The sequence below is a fragment of the Paraburkholderia eburnea genome (genome assembly GCF_002917095.1).
GTDB lineage: Bacteria > Pseudomonadota > Gammaproteobacteria > Burkholderiales > Burkholderiaceae > Paraburkholderia > Paraburkholderia eburnea.
In genome coordinates this window covers 461,249-481,162 of sequence record NZ_PQGA01000002.1, presented here as the reverse complement: position 1 = coordinate 481,162, position 19,914 = coordinate 461,249, and the positions used below count along the sequence as shown (strand labels likewise).

Sequence of the window (19,914 nt, the reverse complement as noted above, 5' to 3'; positions counted from 1 at the left end):
CATCGGTTGAGCGTGCTGCACCTGGCTTGCAAGGCACAGCGCCAATATGACATCCTACCTTGTTGCGAACGATCGTGCTTAAATGCTCGCTGCTGGATTTCCTCTGATGTTTCAGCAGGTTTCGAGGTGCAGCCGCCCCGCGCGTCTGAACCGCGCCCCAATCGCCGTGCACGATGCGCATGATGCGCGGCCATCGGCGCCCCAAAAAAATACTTCGATTTCCTAACGACTTATCCAGCGAAATCGAGTGCGCACACAGGACGGCACGAGCGCCTGAGTCCACGCCGTCCTACCCGCTTCATCAGGCCATTCGATGCGCTCCGCATCGTTCTCTTTGCGTGCCTGCCTACGTCGTGCCGAAATGTGACATCGCCGCCGAGGACACCCACATCGGCGCGTCACAATGAGGTATTGTCTGCAACTGGCCGCGCCAGGCGCACGATCGACGCCCCCGAACAACCCAGGCGGCGATCCACGCAGCATCGAATTCCGGCATCGAACCATGAACGATTCCACCCTGATGAACGTATCGAGACTCACATCGCGCGCGCGGCGCGGCTGGGCATCGCTGAAACCGCGCATGGCGCGCGCTTTCGCGCCGGCGCTGCGCAACCTGCAGTACGTGAAGCGTCGCATGCGGCCGTTCGCACTGGTCGCCACGATGGGTTTCCCGCTCTATTACTACGTCTGGAAAGACCTGTTTCCACAGCCTTACGAAAACCTCACACTGCGCCTGATCGGCTCCGCCCTGTTTCTGCCGATCCTTTTCTCCGAGCGCTGGCCCGAATCCGCCAGAAAATTTCTGCCCTGGTGGTGGTATCTGGCCACGCTTTATTCGCTGCCGTTTTTCTTCACCTTCATGCTGTTCAAGAACAACGGCAATGAAGTCTGGGTGGAAAGCGCGTTGATCGCCGCCTTCGTGATGGTGTTGCTGCTCGACTGGCTCATGCTCGTGCTGCAGTTCATCGTGGGGATCGGGCTGGCCGTGCTCGCCTACGCGCTGACCACCGATCCGATCCATCTCAACGGCAACTACCTCACGCATCTTGCGATCTTTTCGTTCGCCGTAGCGATCGGCGCGGTGGCCAACTACGACCAGGACCGCATCCAGATCGAACAGGACCGGGCAATGCTGGCCACGGCGGGCAGCGTCGCGCATGAATTGCGCACGCCCCTCGTGGCGATCCGCGTGGGCGCCGCGGGCCTGATGCGCTATCTGCCTGCACTGCTCGACACTTATGTGCTCGCGCAACGGCATCGCCTGCCAGTGCCCAAAATACGCGTGGCGCATCTGCATTCCATGCAGGGCGTCGTCAGCCGCATCGAACAGGAAGCGCTGCATTCGAATGCAATCATCGACATGCTGCTTGCGACTGCGCGCTTTACAGGCGCAAGCATGCAAAACGCAACGCAATGCTCGATCGTGCATTGCGTGGAGACTGCCCTCGCGCGCTATCCGTTTCGCGAAGGCGACCGCGCACGCGTGCATTGCAACCTGCGACCGGATTTCGAATTTATCGGATCGGAAATGCTCACCGTGCATGTATTGTTCAATCTGCTCAAAAATGCATTCCGGCATATGGGCAGTATCGAGGGTGCGCAGATTACGATCCGGCTCGCGTCGGGTAAACGCGCTAATCAACTGATTTTTAGCGATACGGGCGCGGGTATTTCGCCTGAAGCCTTGCCGCACGTCTTTACCCGCTTTTATACTTCGTCCACGATCTCCGATGACGTCTCGCTCGGTGCGGGAATCGGGCTGGCATTCTGCCGCGATGTCATGCAGGCGATGGGAGGAGCCATAACCTGCTCCTCGGAGCAAGGCAAATATACCGAGTTCGTTTTGACATTTCCTGCGCCATGACGAAAGCCATTCAGCCGTTTTCCTGGCCAACCACTGCCGCCTTCGTGGACGACAGTGCGGCATTTCTTTCGAATCTGAGCCTGCAACTCGATCCGGAACTGGCATTCCGGATGTTCAGCTCGCCCACCGGCGCGCTGAAATTCCTGAATGCGCGCGCGGCGCAGGATCATCCCGCCTCGCCCATCTTCAGCCCTTATCTCGACCGCACGGAAGAAAACGATGCGCATCAGGTAATTGCCATGCGCGTGGATGCGATTCGCAGTCTCGTGCAGCGACCGGCACGTTTCGAGTCGATTTCCGTGGTGGTGGTCGATTACGACATGCCCGAGCTCAATGGCGTCGAGTTCTGCCGCCGCCTCGCCAATCCCGCCCTCAAGAAGATCATGCTTACGGGCAAGGCCGACGAACGTGTCGCGGTCAAGAGCTTCAACGAGGGCTTGATCGACCGCTTCATCCGCAAGCATGAAGTCGACGCAGTGGAGACCCTGAATCAGGCGATCCACGATATGCAAACCGCCTGGATCGACAAGACTAGCGGCGCGGTGCTCGAAGCGCTTGCGGTGTCCGAATATGCGTTTCTCAAGGATGCCGCGCTCGCTGCGCATGTACAGGGCATATTCTCGTCGCTCGGCATCGTCGAACACTATCTGTCGTATCAGCCGCATGGGCTGCTGATGTTCGATGCCGAGGGCACGGCCTGGCTGCTCATCATCCATACCGACGAATCGCTGCGCGGCGTGCGCGAAATCGCCGTCGAACAAGGCTCGCCCGCCAGGTTCCTGGCCGAGCTGGACAGCCGCAACAGCGTGCCCTACTTCTGGCTCACCGAAGGCTACTATCCGACGCAGTGCCCCGACTGGCGCCCGTACATGCATCCGGCATCGGTGTTCGAAGGCGATTGCCGCTACGTTTATGCCCTCGTGAAGCAGCCCGCTGGCATCTCGCTGAACAACTTCGTGCCGTTCGACAATTATCTGCAACGCCTCGACCGCGATATTCAGGCGGCGTGGAACACGCATTAAACACCGCGTTCCACGCCGTCAGGCGAGCACGCCCTCATTCAATCAAGCCGCCACGGGCAGGTCGAGCAGCGCCGTTGTCTCGCGCACGCGCGTACGGTTTGCACCGCGCTCCAGCAGGCGACGCGTGGACGGCCAGTTGGACAATTGCACTTCGTCGCGGATCGCTTCGCAAACATCGACGATGCGCTCAAGCTGGGCCTCGCTCAACGACGCGTTGATCGACAGGCGCATGAGCGAGCGGTTCTGCGCCGTGGCCGGCGCGCAAAACACCGACGCGAAAATGCCGCGCGCCTCCAGCGCATCGCGCAGCACGATTGTCTGCGCTTCTGGTCCGGCTTCGAGCGCCACGATCTGCGTCTCGCTGCCGTTGAGGTTGTAGCCCAGCCCGGTCAAACGCGAGCGTACATAAAGCGCATTTGACGCGAGCTTCGCACGGCGCCAGTCATCGCGTTCGATCACGTCGAGCGTGGCCGCGAGACCGGCGGTCTCATGCGGAAGCAACGTCGAGCTGAAAATCGCGGGCAGCGCTTCGAACTTGAAATACTCCTGGAAGCGACGCGAACAACTGATGATGCCCGCGCGGCCTGCGAACGCCTTCGCGAGGCTCGCCGTGCGAAAGTGCACGCGATCGCCCAGCCCGAGTTCCGCAACGAGTCCCGCGCCATGCGGCCCATGCGTGCCGAGCGAATGCGATTCGTCGACCACGAACACGCAATCGTGCGCGGCGCATACATCGGCAAAATCCTCCAACGGGCACACGCTACCGTTCGTGCTATACACCGAATCGACGATCACGATACCCGGGCCGTGACGGCGAATGCGCTGCGCCAGGTGATCAGCATCGTTGTGCATGTAACTGATGGGTTTCGCGCCCGCGCTGCGAATGCCTTCCCACAGCGACATATGCGCCATCATGTCGATATAGACCGGCGTTTGCTCGTTGGCGATCGATTGAATCAGCCCCGTATTTGCCGCGAACCCCGACTGGCACAGCACGCTTGCCTGCGCGCCCATATAGCGCGCGAAACGCGCTTCGAGTTGAAGCTGCGGGCAGTCGTCGTCGTGCAGGAAAATGCCCGACATCAACAGTCCGTTGCCATCCGAGCGAATCGTCGAGCACATCGCGTCGAGAATCTCAGGATGGCGCGCGATCGACAGATAGTCGTTGCTCGACAGGTGCAGTGCGTTCGCATCGGGTACGCGGCCGCGCATGATGTGGCCGCCTCCCCAACTCTGCTGCACACGTTCCCCGTAGTAACGGTCTACGCGCGCAGCGAGGAAAGCCGGCAGCGCGGCGTCGTTGTTGTGCGCGTCCCGCCAATTGTTATGGGTTACTTGCATCTCAGGCTCCTGGTGGTTAGTGGCCGCCTCCCGCAGGCGACGTCCCGTCAAAGAACCGTTGGGATGGCTGGCCGGTAGTGGGCCCACGCCGGCTTGACGCGCGCGAACGAACCTCGCACACGCACGCCGGGCATGGACTCTTGAATGCGGAAAAATCGAAGACTGATGAACGCGCGCATGGCGCGCCGATTGCGGGAAACGCGCGAATGAAAGCGGCGCCCGCGCCGGCTGCGCCAGCGGGCACGTCGGCGCCCGGACACATGTGCGGCACAGGCACATGCAGGGGCGCACGGAAGCGTGCGCGGCGCGCTACAGCGCGCGGGACCACCTGGCGCCGCGGACCGCGTCGGCGTGCGCCTTCTTTCGTCAATGCGTCCGGCGTTCGCGCAAGGGGCAGCGGGTTTCGCGAGCCAATCGATTCGCTCGACGCCGTGAGCAAACGCGTCGACATCCGCGCGATTCCCGTTTCGCGTGATCGCCACTGGGTACCAGGATAGAGATGCCGTCCCGCAGGATTCGATGCCTGCCGCGACAGCGCGAGCGTCGGGCCGCGCGGCTAACCGGAATGAACGTTGCGTGAAACGTCATTCACGCCTTTTGATAATTATCGTTTAAAAACAGCGACGTGACAGATTTCCTCCGCATGGAAATCCATTATGCATAACGAAACGATTGCGCCATATTGCATCGCATAGCGCGCCGGAATTGGAGCGGCATTTCATCGCCCGAATCTATTCGCTTTGCATTGCCGTCAGTGAAGCGACAGGCGGCCGAAATGAATCCGACGGACTCATAATCCGCTGCCAATCTTGCCGCTTTCTCTTTGAATTCTTTATGAAGCGGCAGGAATCTTTGGCGCTCGTGCGGCCCGCGCGGAAAATCAATGCGCCGATTGCGCCGTCACCACGCGATCGCGGCCACGCGTTTTGGCTTCATAGAGCGCCGCGTCCGCGCGCGCCATCACACTTGCCAGCGTATCGCCGTCTTGCAGGACGTCCACACCGGCACTGAATGTCAGCCCCGCGTGTGGGGCCGATTGATCGCGCTGATCGCGCGCCTGCAGCGGCGTGTCGTCGCCGCGCCGCACCGCGAGCGCGGCCACGCGCAGCCCGTCGAGACACATCACGGCGTCCTCGCGTGTCATCGCCGGGAACAGCAGCGCGAACTCCTCGCCGCCAAGACGTCCGAACAGATCCGTCTCGCGCACGCCCGTCGCCACCACGCGGCCGAAATGCGCCAGCGCGCGATCGCCCGCGGCATGGCCGAAGTGGTCGTTGACGGCCTTGAAGTGGTCGATGTCGAGAATCGCGAGCACGACCGGCGTGCCTTTCATGCGCGCGGCCTCGATCATCGCACCCGCGTGGGCGACAAAGGCGCGGCGCGTCAGCGCGCCCGTGAGTTCGTCGCGATTGGCAAGATGCTCCAGTCGTTCCGCCATGCGGTCATGCGCGAGCAACACCATGCCGATCGACAGCGACGGCAGCACCAGAATCCCCAGTGCGAGCCAGATGACATTGAGCGGCGTGGCGACAAGAAGCGTGCTTTGCTCGATCATCCCGGAGCCATACGTGATCCCGCGCAGACCATGCGCGAAAGCGCCCAACCCAGCGGAAACGGTGACGAAGCGATAGCTGTAGACGGGGCGGCCAGGCGGCCGGTAGCGCAACGCCATCCAGGCAATCACCGCGTAAATGGAGGCATGGAACGCGGAAACGAGCGCGACGCGCGCGGCGAGGCTCGGCTGCGCCCAGTACCACCAGGCGATGCCGATAGCGACCACGCCGCAGCCGGCTCGCGCGAGCGGCGCGCGGGCCCGCAATCCGAAGAATTCGCGGCAGCCTTCCAGCACGCGCGTCACCGCGATGGCCAGCAGGGTATTCGACGCGAGGATCGTCAGAGCCGGCGTTCCCCAGCGCTGCATGCCCGTGAGCACGAGCGCCACGCTCGCCACCACGTAAGCGCCAATCCAGCGGCTCACGCCAGGAATTCGCGCGGGCCGCAGCGAACCGAGAATGGCAAGGCTCATGATGCTCGAAAGCACCGTGACGAGAAGAATATTGACCGGATCTAGCATGAGCGGCGCACGACGCAAGAGCTGGGGACGGCGCCTGGAATCGCGCGCCATAGGCCGGCAAAAAAGGGCCCGCATCAGTTTAGGGCAGAAACTTTAAGAATATTGCGTCGGCCTATGAATTTATGCTCTTCAATGGCGATCTGAACGCGCCGCCACCGTTAATAAGTCAATTATTCCGGTCAAATATTTTCGGCGTATCCAGTGCGATGGCAGGCGTATCTCAATGTGGGTAAGCGGCATTTATGCATGACGCACGGAGCAAAAACGATAATCGACGCTAAACGGGCACAGCATCTGCGCTATCAGCTTACTGACTGACAGGAAACGCTCATGCCACTCACACCCGCTTCTTCGATATCCGCCGCGCCCGGCAACCCTCGCGATGCACTGATCGATCGGGTTCAGCGCGCCGTCAATGACGTGTCTTATCCCGCGCACCCTGGCACGCTGATCGACGCGGCCACGCAGGAGCACGCGGATCCCGAGGTGCTCGAAGCGCTGCGCCGTCTGCCCGACGAGGCGTTCGGCAATTTCTCCGAAGTGTCGGCCTTGATCGTGGCCGGACTCGACGCGCGCGCCCTGCCGCGCCGAGAAGTGCCAGGCTGAAGGCGCTCATTAACGCGCTCGTCAGGGCAGTCAGGGAGGATCGCCATGAATCCGACAAAACTCATGGGAACAGAAATTGCGAGCACCGCCCCCATCGCCAGGCCAAAGCCTGACCCGGCCGGCTCCCGCCGCCGCGATAAAAGTCAAAACCCCGGGAAGGATACGGGCGCGCGCCGCCCAGGTACACGACGTATGGCTACCGTTTTACTCGTCGATGACGACATCAACACGTTGAATGCACTCAGGGATCTGGTCGGGCAGGAAGGTTATCGGGTCAGAACTGCCGGGGACGGCCTCGACGCGCTCAAGAGCGCCCTGGCCGAGCCGCCCGACGTCGTCATCTCCGACTGCATGATGCCGCATATGGACGGCCTTTCCCTGATGCGCGAGATGCGCCGTAGCAGCGTGCTGGTGGACGTGCCGCTCGTGCTCGTGTCGGCGCTCGTCACGCCGCCGCCGGACGCCGATGTGGCCGGGTTTCTGCGCAAGCCGTTTGCCGTCTCGCAACTGCTCGACATGCTGCATCGCATCGCCGCGCCGTGACGAACCCAGGCACAAGGTACGCGCGATGCGCATTGATCGGCGGATCTTGTCGATCCGGGAGAAAGCACATGAACGATTACGCAGGACGCTCACAAGACGATCGCGTTTCGCAGCGCAAACACCAAAAGCAGCGCGCCCAGGAGCCGCCTGGCGGCGAGATGGCCGTAGACGGAACGCAACCTGATCGAACCCACAGCAGCGGCGAGCTTTCCGGGCGGGGCAAAGAAGTCTGGCGGCGCGGCGCAGGCCTGGACGGCGGCGGGAAGGCGGATTAGCGCGGTGATTGAATGACGCGCGGGGCGTGGCTTGATAAATCACGCCCCGCCCAGGAAGCCCGCGCCTTCATCGATGATGCTTCTCACGCGTGTTCTCGTTGACCTGCGCATCATTTTGCGTGCGTTCCTGATACGCGTCGCCGCCCCGGCGGTCGGTGTCTTCCAGACCGCGCTCCAGATCTTCATGCCCCTGCTTGCCGACCGAGCGCGGCTCGTGTGGGTGTTTCGCCGCCACCGGCTCGCCGCCTTCATGTCGCGGATGTTTGACCGGAGCGTCGTCTTCCCGCTCCGTGCGCGCCGGCTGGGCGCCTGTGGACTTGCGCTGATCTTTCATGGCGAACCTCCGTGCTGTTTATGACCTGATGGCGCAAGCCCGATGCCCGCCGCATGCGTCCTGACGCCGCCTTAACGAAACTGTCGCGCAGGCGCGGTAGAGTCGACGCTATTTGCCGTTTCAAGCCCCTATGCTCGCCCCGCAACTCGCGCCGCTCGTCGCCGCCTTCTACGAAACCGTCCGGCATGGCAGCATCACCGCCGCCGCCCGGCACCTCTCGATCAGCCAGCCCACGGTCACCGCGCGCATCCAGCAGCTCGAAAAGCACTATGGCGTCGAGCTGTTTCATCGGCGCGGCAGCCGCGTCGAGCTGACGCAGACGGGCGCGGCGCTCATGCCGCTCATCGACCGGCTGATGGAAAGCGAACTCGCGATCGATTGCGCGCTACGCGACGGCCGCACGCTCGACGCCGGCAGCTTCCGGCTGGGCACGACCGGCCCCTACTACATTCTTCCGGCCGTCGCGGCGTTTCGCCGCCGCTATCCGAATGTGCAGATCGGCATCGAGGTGGGCAATTCGAAGGAAGTGCTCGACGCGCTCGTGGAATATCGCGTCGATGTCGCCGTTTCGTCGAATCGCGTCGATGACCCCACGCTCGCGCGCCATCGCATTGCGAGCGATTCGCTCGTGCTGGTGGTCGATCCGTCGCATGCGCTCGCGCGGCGGCGCAGCACCGATCTGAACGTGCTCGCCCATGAAACACTTCTGCTGCGCGAGCCCGGCTCGCGCACGCGCGACGCCACCGAGGCCGCGCTCAAGCGGCGCGGCGTCGCGCCCGCCGCGCTGATCGAAATCGGCAGCCGCGAAGCCATCTGCGAGGCGATCCGCCATGGCCTGGGCTGCTCGCTCATGCCTTCGGGCGAAGTGCCGCGCGGCGCGGCGCTGGCGAGCGTACCGATCGAACCGGATGGCCCGGTCATGCATGAATATCTTTACCATCTCAAGAGCCGCAGCAACGCGCGGCTGATCGAGGCCTTCATGAGCGTGCTCGATGCGAAGCCGATGGAGGCCGTTGACACTTACGCCGATGCTTCGTAGAACGATGTAGTTGCATGCGCGTGGCGCGTCGGCCACGCAGAAACCAACGGCGCGTGTTCCGGGTACGATAGCGCCACACGACCCGGAACGAACTGGCACCATGACATCGAAGGACCGCCGTCACTTTCTGCGCGCCGCCGCCGCGGGCGCCACGCTTGGCCTCTTTCCTCCGGCTATCCGCCGCGCGCTCGCGATTCCTGCCAACAATGTCACCGGCACGATCCAGGACGTCCAGCATGTCGTGATCTTCATGCAGGAGAACCGCTCGTTCGATCATTATTTCGGCACGCTGCCGGGCGTGCGCGGCTTCGGCGACCGCATCACGATCCCGCAGCCGCAGGGCGCGAGCGTCTGGCAGCAGAGCGACGGTTCACGCAGCGTACTGCCGTTTCACCTCGACAAAACCAGGGGCAACGCGCTGCTCTCGGGCGGGGCGCACGAATGGCTCGACGCGCACAGCGCCTGGGACCATGGCCGCCTGACGCAGTGGCCGAAGTCTAAAGGCGATACCTCGATGGGTTACCTCAACGCCGCCGATCTGCCGTTTCACTTCGCGCTCGCGAATGCCTTCACGATCTGCGACGCCTACCATTGCTCGCTGCACGGCGGCACCAATTCGAACCGCATGTTCCTGTGGACCGGCACGAACGGCCCCGGCGGCGGTGGCCTGGAACCGCATGCCGTCGTGAACAACAACGGTTGGGACTGGCTCGGCCCCGCTGAAAAGGGGCTGAAATGGACCACGTATCCGGAACGCCTGCAAAAAGCCGGCGTGAGCTGGAAGGTCTACGAAAATCAGCCCGATAACTACAACGACAATCCGCTCTGCGGCTTCGCGGCCTTTCGCACGGTACACGAATCGATCAGCGACGCGCCCAATGCGCCGTGGACGCCTGAGATCGAAGCCGTCGCGCCGCTTTACAAGGGCATCGGCAACACCATGCCCGATGGCGGCTTCCTGCAGGCGCTCAGGGACGACATCGCCGCGAACCGCATGCCGCAGGTGAGCTGGATCGTCGCGCCCCAGGCGTATTGCGAACATCCCGCCATTTCCACGCCGAACCAGGGCGCGTGGTACATCCAGCAGGTACTCGACACGCTCACGGCCAATCCGGAGATCTGGAGCAAGACCGTGCTATTCGTGAACTACGACGAAAACGACTGCTTCTTCGATCACGTCCCGCCGCCCGACGCGCCCTCGCCCAACGCCGATGGCAGCTATGCGGGCAAATCCACGGTCAGCACGAAACACGAATACTTCACGGTGCCCAACCCGCCCGGCGATGAAAAGCCGCTCACGCCCGACGGCCTGCCGTATGGCCCCGGCCCGCGCGTGCCGATGTTCGTGATTTCGCCGTGGAGCACGGGCGGCTTCGTGAACTCGCAGACCTTCGATCACACGTCCGTGCTGCGCTTTCTCGAACGGCGCTTTGGCGTGGACGAACCCAATATCAGCGCGTGGCGACGCGTGGTTTTCGGCGATATGACCTCCGCGCTCGACTTCAGGATGACTAACGAAAAGACCGCGACGTCGCTTCCCAAGCCGGACAAGGCCGCCGCCGACGCGCTCAACGCGCAGCAAAGCAAGCTCAAGGCCGTCCCGCCGCCCGCCGTGGCCGATCAGTCGCTCCCCCATCAGGCGCGGTTCTCGCGGCCTTCGCGCGCGCTGCCCTATCAGTTGCATGTGCACGCGAGAGTGGACGCGCGGCGCAACGTGCGTCTCGACTTCGTCAATGAAGGCAGTGCAGGCGCGGTCTTTCACGTCTATGACCGGCTGCATCTCGATCGCGTGCCGCGCCGCTACACGGTCTCAGCGGGCAAGCAGTTGAGCGACGCATGGACGCCCGAAGCCGCCGACGCCGACCGCTACGATCTCTGGGTGCTGGGTCCGAACGGCTTTCATCGCGGCTTTACCGGCGACTTGAGTGCCGCGCGCCACGGCGCGAATCCAGAAGCGCGGCTGCGCTACGACGCGGCGAACAACGTCCTGACGCTCGCGATCGAGAACAGCGGGCGCGAACCCGCCCCATGCAGCGTGACGCCGAACGCCTATCGCACCGATGCGCCCTGGACCGCCACGGTGCCCCCGCACGGCCGCGCCGAACAAAGCTGGCAACTCGCGGCATCGGGCGGCTGGTACGACTTCACGCTGAGCGCGCAAGACGGCGTTACCCGCCGCTTCGCGGGCCGTCTGGAAACCGGCCGCGACAGCATCAGCGATCCGGAAATGGGGAACCGGTAGGCCAACGCCATCGGTTTCGGGACATTTTATATCGATTGATTTAAAATGCGGTATCCCTACCCGATGGAGCCGCCATGGGCCGCCCCCGCGAATTCGACGAAACCCGCGTACTGGACGCCGCGTGCGGCGCATTCTGGGCACGCGGCTACGAAGCCACCTCGACGCGCGATCTCGTGAAGGCCACCGGGCTCACGCAGCCCAGTCTCTACAACGCCTTCGGCGACAAGCGCGCGCTGTTCCTGCGCGTGCTCGATCACTATCTGGAGCATTCGCTGCGCGAGCGTATCGCCCGGCACGAAGCCGCCGCCACGCCGGGCACGGCCATCGCGGGGTTCTTCGCCGAAACCGTGCAGCGCTCGCTTGACGATCCGGACAAACGCGGCTGCCTGATGGTGAATTCCGGTCTGGAAGCCGCTCCCGACGACGACGAACTGCGCGGCGCCATCGCCGTCGAAATCACGCAGATCCGCGACTTTTTCCTGCGCTGTGTCGAAGCCGGCCAGCGCAGCGGCGAAATCGCCACGACAGTCGGCGCGCTGGAAGCGGCCCAACATCTGCTCGCGGTGCTCATGGGCCTGCGCGTCATCGCCCGCATTCATCCCGAACGCGAGTGGCTCACGGGCGCGGTCGCTCCAGCGCTCACGCTGCTGGGCCTGCTGCCGGGCCGCGCCGCGCATTGAGTCCTTTTATCGAGGGACTCCCTTGAGCCTGCGCGACGCACGCAAGCGTGATACGCTTATAACTCCGATTCAATTAGTCGTGGTATAGCCATGTCTTACATCAGCACCGGCGTCGAGTACGGTTTGCACTGCCTGCTCTATCTGGCCGACCCCGAAGGCGTGCGCGAAGCGAGCGTGCGCGATCTGGCCGAGATGCAGGGCGTCTCCGTCGATTACGCCGCCAAGCTTTTCACTCGCCTTGCGAAGGCCGGTCTCGTGTCGGCCACCGAAGGCATTCGCGGCGGCTTTACGCTCGCGCGCGCACCGCAAGCGATTACGGTGCACGATGTCGTCGAAGCCATCGACGGCGAAAAGGCCTTGTTCGATTGCCGCGAAATCCGCGCTCAATGCGCGCTGTTCGACGACACCGCGCCCGCATGGGCCACGCGCGGCACCTGCTCGATTCACGCGGTCATGCAAGGCGCCGAGCGCAGCATGCGCGAGGAGCTGAAAAAGCACACGCTCGCCGACCTCGCCACGCGCGCCAACGCCAAGGCGCCGGCAACTCACGGCAAGCATGTGGTGCAGTGGTTCAGCGAGCGCGCCGCGAACCGGCGCAGCGATCGGGCTTAAAACCCGCCATAAAATGCGGGCATAAAAAAACAGGCTCTTTTCAGAGCCTGTTTTCACGTTGCGACCTCAATTAACTCAAGCAACCACGATCCGGCGCGGATCGGCAGCCGCCAGCACCTCGTCACGATCCGCGCGCGGCGGATAGATCCATTCGGTGTTGATGCGCTGCTTGAGTTGCTTCGCTTCCTGGCCGCTCATCTTCACTTCACGCTCCCAGCCTTCCGTGTAAACCGCGCCCCACGGGCCGAGATCGAGACAGGTCACGTATTTCGGCTGGCTGTAGGCAATCGTTTCCAGACCGAGCAGATCGGCGGCCGCATTGTGCCCCGCCGAGCGGCCCAGATTCATCGCGTGCTGGCACGACATCAGCGTGCGGTTGCCTTCGTCGTCAGTGGCCGCGCTGGCAACGTCGCCCGTCGCGTAGACGCCGGGCACGGCTTCAACGGCAAGATTGCTGTCCACGTAGAGGCGGCCCACCGCATCGCGTTGCGCGGGAATCTGCGCGGTCAGCGCGCTGGCCCGCACGCCTGCCGTCCAGATCACCGTCTTCGATTCGATACGCGTGCCGTCGGCGGTCGTCACGCCATTCGCGTCGACAGCCGTAACGCCCTGGCCCAGAAGCCAGGTCACGCCCAGATCGCGCAACGCCGTCTCGATCACGGGACGCGGACCCGGCCCGAGATCGGGGCCGATCGCTTCGTTGCGTTCCACCACCACCACGCGCACCTGTGTATCTTCGCCGAGCGCGGCGCGCAAACGCGCTGGCATTTCAGCGGCCGTTTCGATGCCCGTGAATCCGCCGCCCGCCACCACGACGGTGTTGCGCGCAGGCGTATCGGGCTGCTGCGCCAGGCTACGGATGTGCGTTTCGAGCGCCGCCGCTTCGTCGATCTGGTCGACGCTGAATGCGTGCTCGGCAAGGCCCGCAATCTCCGGGCGGAACAGTTTGCTGCCCGTGGCCAGCACCAGACGGTCATAGGCCATGGTGAACGCGCGTCCTTGCGCATCCCGCCCCGTGACTTCGCGGCGATCGGTATGGATCTGCCCGACAGTGCCTTGCACGAATTTCACGCCCACGGTGTCGAAGATTTCCGTGAGCGGCGCCTTCATATTTTCCGGGCCTTCCTCGTACAGACGCGGGCGCACGTGCAGATGCGGGTCCGGCGCGATCAGCGTGACTTCGACATCGGCGCGACCGGCTTCGTCGATCAGACGCGCCGCGCTCAGCGCGCTCCACATACCGGCAAAACCGGCCCCGACAATCAGAATTCGCTTCGACATTTTCAACTCCTGTAGATCGTTGCGTGAGTCCGAACCCTGTCGAACCACTGCATCTGGAAAACGCGCCGCGCCGTCGCAACGCATAACTACGATTCTATGAGTCGTAGTTATGCGATACAATGCGACTTAGTGAAACACTCTGTTGACCGGAATCGCCATGATCGATGGCGGTCCCGGATTGATTTCATCGGATCAATCGATGCGGCGCACGTTCGCCGGTGGAAATGAAAACGCCCGCGTGCGAGTGGCACGCGGGCGTTTGCGATCATTCGATTAGCGATACGAATTACCTGGCGGCGTTGGGGCCTCGGCTCGTGAACAGGTCCACAACGAATGCCAACGTCAGTGCAACGGCGCCGCATGTGAAGATCAACGCATAGTTTTCGTGCGTGTGCGAAAACAGATACGAATAACCGTAGCCGCCCAGCGCCTGAAACAGTGCGAACGCGGTGGTTGCGCGACTCCACGCGGCGCGCTGCTGCAGATGATCGTGCGGAATCAGTTCGTGGATACGGCCAAGCGCGAGCGGAACGACGCCAGGCGTGAAGGCGCCCAATATCACAGTCGCCGTCAATAGCGCCGCCGTGTGGCTCGAAATTGCAAGCAATGCCACGGCGGCGGCCTGGCCCAGAAGGGCAAAACGCCATGTCAGACGAAAGCCGATTCGATCCGCCACCTGACCGCACACGATCGGCCCGGCAATCGCTGCGATCCCGTACAGCACCCAGATATGCGCGCCGTTCGCCGCGCCCTGCCCGAGTCCTCGCGCCACATAATCGACGAGCAGCACCATCACCGGCACGAGACCGAGCGCATTGGCCGCGTATTGTGCATAGTGCACGCGCAGCGCGCCCGTGGTTTGGATTCCAGCGTGCTGCGCGCTTCCGGGCGCGGGCGCCACCGCCGGCGCATCGCCGCGCGGCCAGCCGAACCAGCTAACCAGCGTGAGCACCGACGCAATCGCGCCCAGGCCCATCCACGTCGCGCGCAGACCATGGTGAAGCAACCAGGGAATCGCGGTGCCCGAAGCGGCAATGCCCAGCCCAAGCCCCAGAAAGATCATGCCGCTTACGAAGCCGCGCCGCGCGGGCGGCACGTGCGGCAGGATCGACGTGGCCACGAGCACCATGATCGCACCGCCGGCCACGCCGGAAGCCAGCCGCCACGCGAAGAACCATGCGACCGACAACGGAAACGCACAGGCGAAGAACGCCAGCGTGGCCGTCGCCATGAGTCCGCGCAAGGCGAGACGATTGCCGAGCGCATGCGCGATCGGACGCCCGAGCAGTGCGCCGAGGAGATAACCCGCGAAATTGGCCGCGCCCAGCGTGACGGCCTGCGAAGCCGTGAACCAGTGCGCCTGGATCAGCGGTGGAATCAGCGGCGTGTACGCGAAGCGCGCAAGTCCGATGGCGACGAAGCTGCCGCACAGACCAGCGAGCGTCGCGAAGAGCGCTTGCGCGTCAAGCCGGTCTGGCGCGCGCAAGCCAACAGTGGAAGGAGTCGCGGACATGTTTGCTTTCCCTTTTCTATATCGATTGATACAATACGGCGCATTCTATATCGTTTGACACAAAACGCAAGCCTTGAGCGCAGCGTTACTGCACGCGCAGTACACTGCCCGTTCTTTATGAGACTGGAGCCAGCATGAAAATCGACTTGTCAGGAAAACTCGCGCTCGTCACCGGATCGGCCGCGGGCATCGGTCTGGCCATCGCCAAGGGGCTTGCGGGCACCGGCGCGAGCGTGATCGTGAGCAGCCGCCACGAAGCCAATGTGCGCGACGCCGAAGCCGCGGTGCGCGCGAGCGTGCCGGGCGCGCAGGTGGAAGGTTTCGTCGGCGACCTGTCGAACGAGGCCGGCTGCGCCGCGCTCGTGAAGGCGTATCCGAAGGTGGACATCCTCGTGAACAATCTCGGCGTGTTCAAGCAGCAGGACTTCTTCGAGATTCCCGACAGCGAGTGGCTGCGCTTCTTCGAAACCAACGTGATGTCGGGCGTGCGGCTTTCGCGTGCCTACGCGGACGCGATGGCAAAACAGGGCTGGGGCCGCATCGTGTTCATTTCGTCGGAATCGGCGCTCAATATTCCGGCCGACATGATTCACTACGGCATGACCAAGACCGCGCAACTCGCGGTGGCGCGCGGCCTAGCCAAGCGGCTGGCCGGGACCGGCGTGACGGTGAATTCGGTGCTGCCGGGCCCGACGCTTTCGGACGGCGTGGAGGCAATGCTCAAGGACGAGGTCGCGAGGACCGGCAAGAGCGCCGAGGAAGTCGCGGCGGCCTTCGTGCGCGAACACCGCTCGTCGTCGATCATCCAGCGCGCGGCGAGCGTCGAGGAAGTGGCGAACATGGTGGTGTATGTATGCTCCACGCAGGCTTCGGCGACCACGGGTGCGGCGCTGCGCGTGGATGGTGGCGTGGTGGATACGATCGCCTGAATAACATTCGTCATCCTTATTACTTCCACGAAAAAAACGGCCCGCGCATGACAGCACGGGCCGTTTTTTCGTCGTGAGACTGGTCACGCGATACCGATGCATTAACCTCGCCGGACCACGCCCAGCAGCAACGTGACGAGAAACACCACGAGAAAAATGAAGAACAGGATCTTGGCAATCGATGCCGCGCCCGCTGCGATGCCGCCAAAACCAAACACGGCAGCGATGATAGCGATGATGAAGAAAATGACTGCGTATTGAAGCATGACGTCCTCCAGTCTCCGGTTCACTCCGGGTTTAGGTCAGATGCCGCGCGAACGCGGCAGGTAAAAACAGCTTGTTGGTGCTCGCTTGCGCCTGTGGGCGAATTCGCCCGATCAGCCATTCAGCGCTGCAACGGCTCGACCGTATGGGTCGGATCGAAGTCGGACCAGTGTCCGTCCTGCCAGCGCCCATTGGCGCGCTCGATCTCCTGGCCGCCCGCCGCGCCCAGTACATGCGCAGCCTGCTGCTGTGTTGCAGCGCTCACATGCACGGCCACCAGCACACCCGATTCGCGCGCGGCAGGCGTGCCGTCGGCATCATGGCCGATATCGGGCCGCCGGCCGCGACCACCGCCGCGCGTTTGCCACAACGCGCCCGCGAGCGTGCCCACGTAGGCGCCGACGCCAGCGGCAACCGCCAGCACGAGCAGCGAACGTAAAAAGAGGAGCGAGAGCACGATGGCGAGCATCACGCCCACAAGGGCGCCCGCCGCTGCCCCCGCTCCTGCGCCAAGCGAAGCCCAACGCGATTGCGGATCGGTGAAGCGGTCGCCGCCGACCGGAAAGCGCGCGTGCTGGCCGCCCGGGTTGACGTAGAACAGCGACACGTCCTCGTCGACGAATCCGTTGGTATGCAGTTGATCCATTGCCGCTTCGGCGTCGTTGAACGTCGTGAAGCGGCTCGCTACGATCAAAGACATGATGACCTCCTCGATGCCCTCTCCGATGGCTCAATGCAGGGCGTCATTGCCGCCGGTCACGTCAGGCAAATCAGCCAGATCGGGCGCGCGGAAGCGGCCGCTATGCAGCACCACCGCACCGCCGCTCTGCTCGATGGCGCGCGTGCAGACCGTGTGGATGCGCTTCTGTCCGCGCTCGAATGCCTCCCGCAATGGCCCTTCGAGCGCCGAAGGCGCACCGAAGTGATCTTCCAGCGCCTCCGCCGTGATGGCGCAATCGAGCGGTTCGCCGTCCACCTCGGCGACGAAGTGCATTTGCAGATTCGCTCCGTCGAACTGCGGCGGATCGTTCCGGTAGTGGATATTCATATCGGTGTCCTTATCGATTGAGCGTCGGAGCTTGATACCCCGCGCTGCTGTACGCAGTTTTCAGGCAAGCGATCAACTCGGCATTGAACGCGGGCAGATCGTCGGGCTTGCGGCTCGACACGAAATTGCCGTCGCGCACCACGCGCTGGTCAACCCACGTGCCACCCGCGTTGCGGATGTCGTCCTGCAACGATGGCCAGCTCGTCATGGTGTGCCCCTTCACGATCCCCGCCGACACGAGCAGCCAACCGCCATGGCAGATCACCGCAACCGGCTTGTGCGCTGCGTGGATAGCCTTCACGAAGGCCTGCGCCTGCGGAATCATCCGGATCGCGTCGCTGTTGACGACGCCGCCCGGCAGAACGACCGCGTCGTAATCCTCCGCATGGGCGTCTGCGAAGGTACGGTCCACCTTCACACGGCTCGCCTTGTCGATGTGACGAAAACCCTGAATTTCGCCCGGTTCGAGCGAGACCACGTCGACGCCCGCGCCCGCTTCCTTGAGCGTGCGTTGCGGCTCGATAAGCTCGGCCTCCTCGAAGCCGTCTACAGCCAGGATGGCTACCTTGCAGTGTTTAAGTTCACCCGTCATTGCTGTCCTCCATTCGGTGCATTGGTGCGGTCATCGCGCGGTCACTCGACCGCCGGCGCGCATTGAGGCATGTTCCGCTCCCTGCGCAAGTGCGATGCCTGGGTTTGAAAGGCGCGGCAAAAGTGGCGCCCGATAGCGCCATTGCGATACCCACCGTCACTGCCTTTGTCGTCGGGTTCATGATTGCTATCCTTCGAAACGATCCGTTTGTCGACCTGCGACAGCGCCTGATGGCGTACCACGCGCACGCCATCGAAAGCGCAATCGATGTGCCACAGACGAATTGCCCGCGCAGGGAGAGAACGGTATGCGAAGGGAAGCGAGCAGAAAAAAGGCCCGCATTGCGCGGGCCTGAACAAATATTTCGGCGATATTAGTCAGTCATGCGAAGCATGTCAGAAACGTACCAATCACGCCTGATGGGTCGCCGGATGCCAGCCGTTGCGCTGGAACGAAGTGGCAAAGAACAAAACCTGATAACGGATGGCGTTCGACCAGTACGACCACGTATGTCCGCCGGGCCGCTCCGCATAATCGTGCGGCACGCCCAGCGCAATGAGTTTTTCGTGCAGCGTGCGATTCGATTGCACGAACGAGTCGCTTACCCCGCAGTCGATCGTGAGCGCGATCTTCGCCCGCTCGAAGCTGTCGGCACCTTCGACAATAGCGTTGCGGGTCCAGAAATCCGCATGGCTCGCGGGATTGCCGAATATGCGGTCGATGCCGGGCTCGTCTTCGCAGTTGCGCGGATCGACGGCGCCGCTGATGCTGCCCGCCGCGCCAAATGCCTCGGGATGATCAAGCGCGATGCGCAGCGCGCCGAAGCCCCCCATGCTCAGCCCCGTGATCGCCCGCGTCTGACGCGTGGCGAGCGTGCGGAAATGCGCGTCGATATACGACACGACTTCCGTGCCCACATAGGTTTCGTAGCGGCTCGCCGTATCGAACGGGCTGTCGATATACCAGCTTTCGTGGCCGCCGTCGGGCATCACGAGTATCACGTGATAGCGATCCGCGAGCTTGCCGATCTGCGTGTTCGAAGTCCAGTCGGCATAGTTGCCGCCCGAGCCGTGCAGCGCGTAGATCACCGGATAGCGGGCCGCGCCGCTGCCGCGCGCGTAGTCGTCGGGGAGCACGACGGTTGCGTCGAACGCGCGATGCATGGCCGCGCTCGGGATCGAGACGATGCGCGTCTGGAAAGACCACGCGGGCGCGGCGAGGAGCAGCGCGAAAAGCGGCGTCAGGAACAACGCGAGTAACTTGAAGGGCCGGAACGCGCGGGGTGTCAGCATGAGGTAGTCGCTCTTGTTTTAACTGCCACGGAAGGCACGACGCCTGCAACGACTCTAACAAGGGCCACTTACAACCAAATTTCTATGAACCCTACGGCTTCCTTCACAAAGCGCCGGTTTTCTTCCCCTTAGCGATTAGTCCCCATTACGCCGTCGCAGCCACCCACCTGAAGGCGTAATGCGGATAGCCAGCCGTCAGGCACCGGCTCTAACGCGTTTGACGGGACTTTCTCAATCCCCGCAACGCTCTCTCGCCGTATCTCGAAGGTTTGGGATCATTTTGTTACACCTCTTACCCAGAGCTTCTTTCGTCGTTACAGAAGCCTTTCAGATTGCCCGCTATACTCCGCTCCATCTTAAAAA

General features: G+C 63.2%; 20 protein-coding genes. 10 read left to right on the top strand and 10 right to left on the bottom strand.

Annotated elements, in window-relative coordinates:
* Positions 1-502: 502 nt before the first annotated feature.
* Both B0G62_RS06695 and B0G62_RS06690 read left to right on the top strand, forming a co-directional pair.
* Positions 503-1,864 carry a sensor histidine kinase gene (locus B0G62_RS06695; protein WP_244193127.1) on the top strand — a complete coding sequence of 454 codons (1,362 nt, stop codon included), beginning with the start codon at positions 503-505 and terminating at the stop codon, positions 1,862-1,864.
* The gene (locus B0G62_RS06690) at positions 1,861-2,886 is read left to right on the top strand and encodes a response regulator (protein WP_103703377.1); all 1,026 of its coding nucleotides are present in this window, start codon (positions 1,861-1,863) and stop codon (positions 2,884-2,886) included. The genes B0G62_RS06695 and B0G62_RS06690 overlap by 4 nt, the downstream gene beginning before the upstream one ends.
* A 42-nt stretch (positions 2,887-2,928) precedes the next feature.
* On the opposite strand, the gene cqsA is transcribed toward B0G62_RS06690, so the two are convergent.
* Positions 2,929-4,227: an alpha-hydroxyketone-type quorum-sensing autoinducer synthase gene (cqsA, locus tag B0G62_RS06685; RefSeq protein ID WP_103703376.1), complete on the bottom strand. Its 1,299-nt coding sequence runs from the start codon at positions 4,225-4,227 to the stop codon at positions 2,929-2,931.
* 880 nt (positions 4,228-5,107) lie between these two features.
* Positions 5,108-6,301, bottom strand: a complete 1,194-nt coding sequence (locus B0G62_RS06680) for a GGDEF domain-containing protein (protein ID WP_103703375.1) — start codon at positions 6,299-6,301, stop codon at positions 5,108-5,110.
* 330 nt (positions 6,302-6,631) lie between these two features.
* Here B0G62_RS06680 and B0G62_RS06675 point away from each other — a divergent pair, with 330 nt between their 5' ends.
* From B0G62_RS06675 to B0G62_RS06665, 3 genes are all read left to right on the top strand, one after another.
* Positions 6,632-6,907 (top strand): DUF2795 domain-containing protein, encoded by a 276-nt coding sequence (locus B0G62_RS06675; protein ID WP_103703374.1) that lies wholly within the window; start codon positions 6,632-6,634, stop codon positions 6,905-6,907.
* Positions 6,908-7,099: 192 nt separating this feature from the next.
* Positions 7,100-7,450, top strand: a complete 351-nt coding sequence (locus B0G62_RS06670; protein WP_167401194.1) for a response regulator transcription factor — start codon at positions 7,100-7,102, stop codon at positions 7,448-7,450.
* 68 nt (positions 7,451-7,518) lie between these two features.
* Positions 7,519-7,725: a hypothetical protein gene (locus tag B0G62_RS06665; protein WP_103703372.1), complete on the top strand. Its 207-nt coding sequence runs from the start codon at positions 7,519-7,521 to the stop codon at positions 7,723-7,725.
* A 67-nt stretch (positions 7,726-7,792) separates the two neighbouring features.
* Here B0G62_RS06665 and B0G62_RS06660 read toward each other — a convergent pair whose 3' ends face one another.
* Positions 7,793-8,059 (bottom strand): hypothetical protein, encoded by a 267-nt coding sequence (locus B0G62_RS06660; protein WP_103703371.1) that lies wholly within the window; start codon positions 8,057-8,059, stop codon positions 7,793-7,795.
* A gap of 130 nt (positions 8,060-8,189) precedes the next feature.
* On the opposite strand from B0G62_RS06660, the gene B0G62_RS06655 reads away from it, so the two are divergent.
* The 4 genes from B0G62_RS06655 to B0G62_RS06640 all read left to right on the top strand — a co-directional run bounded on the left by B0G62_RS06655 (position 8,190) and on the right by B0G62_RS06640 (position 12,632).
* Positions 8,190-9,098, top strand: coding sequence for a LysR substrate-binding domain-containing protein (locus B0G62_RS06655; protein WP_103703370.1), 909 nt, complete (start codon positions 8,190-8,192; stop codon positions 9,096-9,098).
* A gap of 100 nt (positions 9,099-9,198) precedes the next feature.
* On the top strand, positions 9,199-11,340 hold the full coding sequence (locus B0G62_RS06650) for a phosphocholine-specific phospholipase C (RefSeq protein ID WP_103703369.1): 2,142 nt from the start codon (positions 9,199-9,201) through the stop codon (positions 11,338-11,340).
* A 74-nt stretch (positions 11,341-11,414) separates the two neighbouring features.
* Positions 11,415-12,020, top strand: coding sequence for a TetR/AcrR family transcriptional regulator (locus B0G62_RS06645; RefSeq protein ID WP_103703368.1), 606 nt, complete (start codon positions 11,415-11,417; stop codon positions 12,018-12,020).
* A gap of 90 nt (positions 12,021-12,110) precedes the next feature.
* Positions 12,111-12,632 carry an RrF2 family transcriptional regulator gene (locus tag B0G62_RS06640; RefSeq protein ID WP_103703367.1) on the top strand — a complete coding sequence of 174 codons (522 nt, stop codon included), beginning with the start codon at positions 12,111-12,113 and terminating at the stop codon, positions 12,630-12,632.
* A 75-nt stretch (positions 12,633-12,707) separates the two neighbouring features.
* Here the strand turns inward: B0G62_RS06640 and B0G62_RS06635 are convergent, their stop codons facing one another.
* Positions 12,708-13,913, bottom strand: a complete 1,206-nt coding sequence (locus B0G62_RS06635) for an NAD(P)/FAD-dependent oxidoreductase (RefSeq protein ID WP_103703366.1) — start codon at positions 13,911-13,913, stop codon at positions 12,708-12,710.
* 286 nt (positions 13,914-14,199) lie between these two features.
* Positions 14,200-15,426, bottom strand: coding sequence for a YbfB/YjiJ family MFS transporter (locus B0G62_RS06630; protein WP_103703365.1), 1,227 nt, complete (start codon positions 15,424-15,426; stop codon positions 14,200-14,202).
* 134 nt (positions 15,427-15,560) lie between these two features.
* Here B0G62_RS06630 and B0G62_RS06625 point away from each other — a divergent pair, with 134 nt between their 5' ends.
* Positions 15,561-16,355, top strand: coding sequence for an SDR family NAD(P)-dependent oxidoreductase (locus B0G62_RS06625; RefSeq protein WP_103703364.1), 795 nt, complete (start codon positions 15,561-15,563; stop codon positions 16,353-16,355).
* A gap of 101 nt (positions 16,356-16,456) precedes the next feature.
* Here the strand turns inward: B0G62_RS06625 and B0G62_RS06620 are convergent, their stop codons facing one another.
* The 5 genes from B0G62_RS06620 to B0G62_RS06600 form a co-directional block, all read right to left on the bottom strand.
* Positions 16,457-16,621, bottom strand: a complete 165-nt coding sequence (locus B0G62_RS06620; RefSeq protein WP_027820439.1) for a DUF1328 family protein — start codon at positions 16,619-16,621, stop codon at positions 16,457-16,459.
* Positions 16,622-16,740: 119 nt separating this feature from the next.
* On the bottom strand, positions 16,741-17,319 hold the full coding sequence (locus B0G62_RS06615) for a hypothetical protein (RefSeq protein WP_103703363.1): 579 nt from the start codon (positions 17,317-17,319) through the stop codon (positions 16,741-16,743).
* Between the two features lie 30 nt (positions 17,320-17,349).
* Positions 17,350-17,667 carry a DUF1488 family protein gene (locus B0G62_RS06610; RefSeq protein ID WP_103703362.1) on the bottom strand — a complete coding sequence of 106 codons (318 nt, stop codon included), beginning with the start codon at positions 17,665-17,667 and terminating at the stop codon, positions 17,350-17,352.
* Positions 17,668-17,677: 10 nt separating this feature from the next.
* Positions 17,678-18,259 (bottom strand): type 1 glutamine amidotransferase domain-containing protein, encoded by a 582-nt coding sequence (locus B0G62_RS06605; RefSeq protein ID WP_103703361.1) that lies wholly within the window; start codon positions 18,257-18,259, stop codon positions 17,678-17,680.
* A gap of 410 nt (positions 18,260-18,669) precedes the next feature.
* A complete protein-coding gene (locus tag B0G62_RS06600; RefSeq protein WP_103703360.1) occupies positions 18,670-19,551 on the bottom strand; it encodes an alpha/beta hydrolase in 882 nt (293 codons plus the stop codon).
* Between the last annotated feature and the right edge of the window lie 363 nt (positions 19,552-19,914).

Coding starts and splice junctions, on each gene's coding strand:
- B0G62_RS06695 (WP_244193127.1), top strand. CDS start 503: ATGAACGATTCCACCCTGATGAACGTATCGAGACTCACATCGCGCGCG.
- B0G62_RS06690 (WP_103703377.1), top strand. CDS start 1,861: ATGACGAAAGCCATTCAGCCGTTTTCCTGGCCAACCACTGCCGCCTTC.
- cqsA (WP_103703376.1), bottom strand. CDS start 4,227: ATGCAAGTAACCCATAACAATTGGCGGGACGCGCACAACAACGACGCC.
- B0G62_RS06680 (WP_103703375.1), bottom strand. CDS start 6,301: ATGCTAGATCCGGTCAATATTCTTCTCGTCACGGTGCTTTCGAGCATC.
- B0G62_RS06675 (WP_103703374.1), top strand. CDS start 6,632: ATGCCACTCACACCCGCTTCTTCGATATCCGCCGCGCCCGGCAACCCT.
- B0G62_RS06670 (WP_167401194.1), top strand. CDS start 7,100: ATGGCTACCGTTTTACTCGTCGATGACGACATCAACACGTTGAATGCA.
- B0G62_RS06665 (WP_103703372.1), top strand. CDS start 7,519: ATGAACGATTACGCAGGACGCTCACAAGACGATCGCGTTTCGCAGCGC.
- B0G62_RS06660 (WP_103703371.1), bottom strand. CDS start 8,059: ATGAAAGATCAGCGCAAGTCCACAGGCGCCCAGCCGGCGCGCACGGAG.
- B0G62_RS06655 (WP_103703370.1), top strand. CDS start 8,190: ATGCTCGCCCCGCAACTCGCGCCGCTCGTCGCCGCCTTCTACGAAACC.
- B0G62_RS06650 (WP_103703369.1), top strand. CDS start 9,199: ATGACATCGAAGGACCGCCGTCACTTTCTGCGCGCCGCCGCCGCGGGC.
- B0G62_RS06645 (WP_103703368.1), top strand. CDS start 11,415: ATGGGCCGCCCCCGCGAATTCGACGAAACCCGCGTACTGGACGCCGCG.
- B0G62_RS06640 (WP_103703367.1), top strand. CDS start 12,111: ATGTCTTACATCAGCACCGGCGTCGAGTACGGTTTGCACTGCCTGCTC.
- B0G62_RS06635 (WP_103703366.1), bottom strand. CDS start 13,913: ATGTCGAAGCGAATTCTGATTGTCGGGGCCGGTTTTGCCGGTATGTGG.
- B0G62_RS06630 (WP_103703365.1), bottom strand. CDS start 15,426: ATGTCCGCGACTCCTTCCACTGTTGGCTTGCGCGCGCCAGACCGGCTT.
- B0G62_RS06625 (WP_103703364.1), top strand. CDS start 15,561: ATGAAAATCGACTTGTCAGGAAAACTCGCGCTCGTCACCGGATCGGCC.
- B0G62_RS06620 (WP_027820439.1), bottom strand. CDS start 16,621: ATGCTTCAATACGCAGTCATTTTCTTCATCATCGCTATCATCGCTGCC.
- B0G62_RS06615 (WP_103703363.1), bottom strand. CDS start 17,319: ATGTCTTTGATCGTAGCGAGCCGCTTCACGACGTTCAACGACGCCGAA.
- B0G62_RS06610 (WP_103703362.1), bottom strand. CDS start 17,667: ATGAATATCCACTACCGGAACGATCCGCCGCAGTTCGACGGAGCGAAT.
- B0G62_RS06605 (WP_103703361.1), bottom strand. CDS start 18,259: ATGACGGGTGAACTTAAACACTGCAAGGTAGCCATCCTGGCTGTAGAC.
- B0G62_RS06600 (WP_103703360.1), bottom strand. CDS start 19,551: ATGCTGACACCCCGCGCGTTCCGGCCCTTCAAGTTACTCGCGTTGTTC.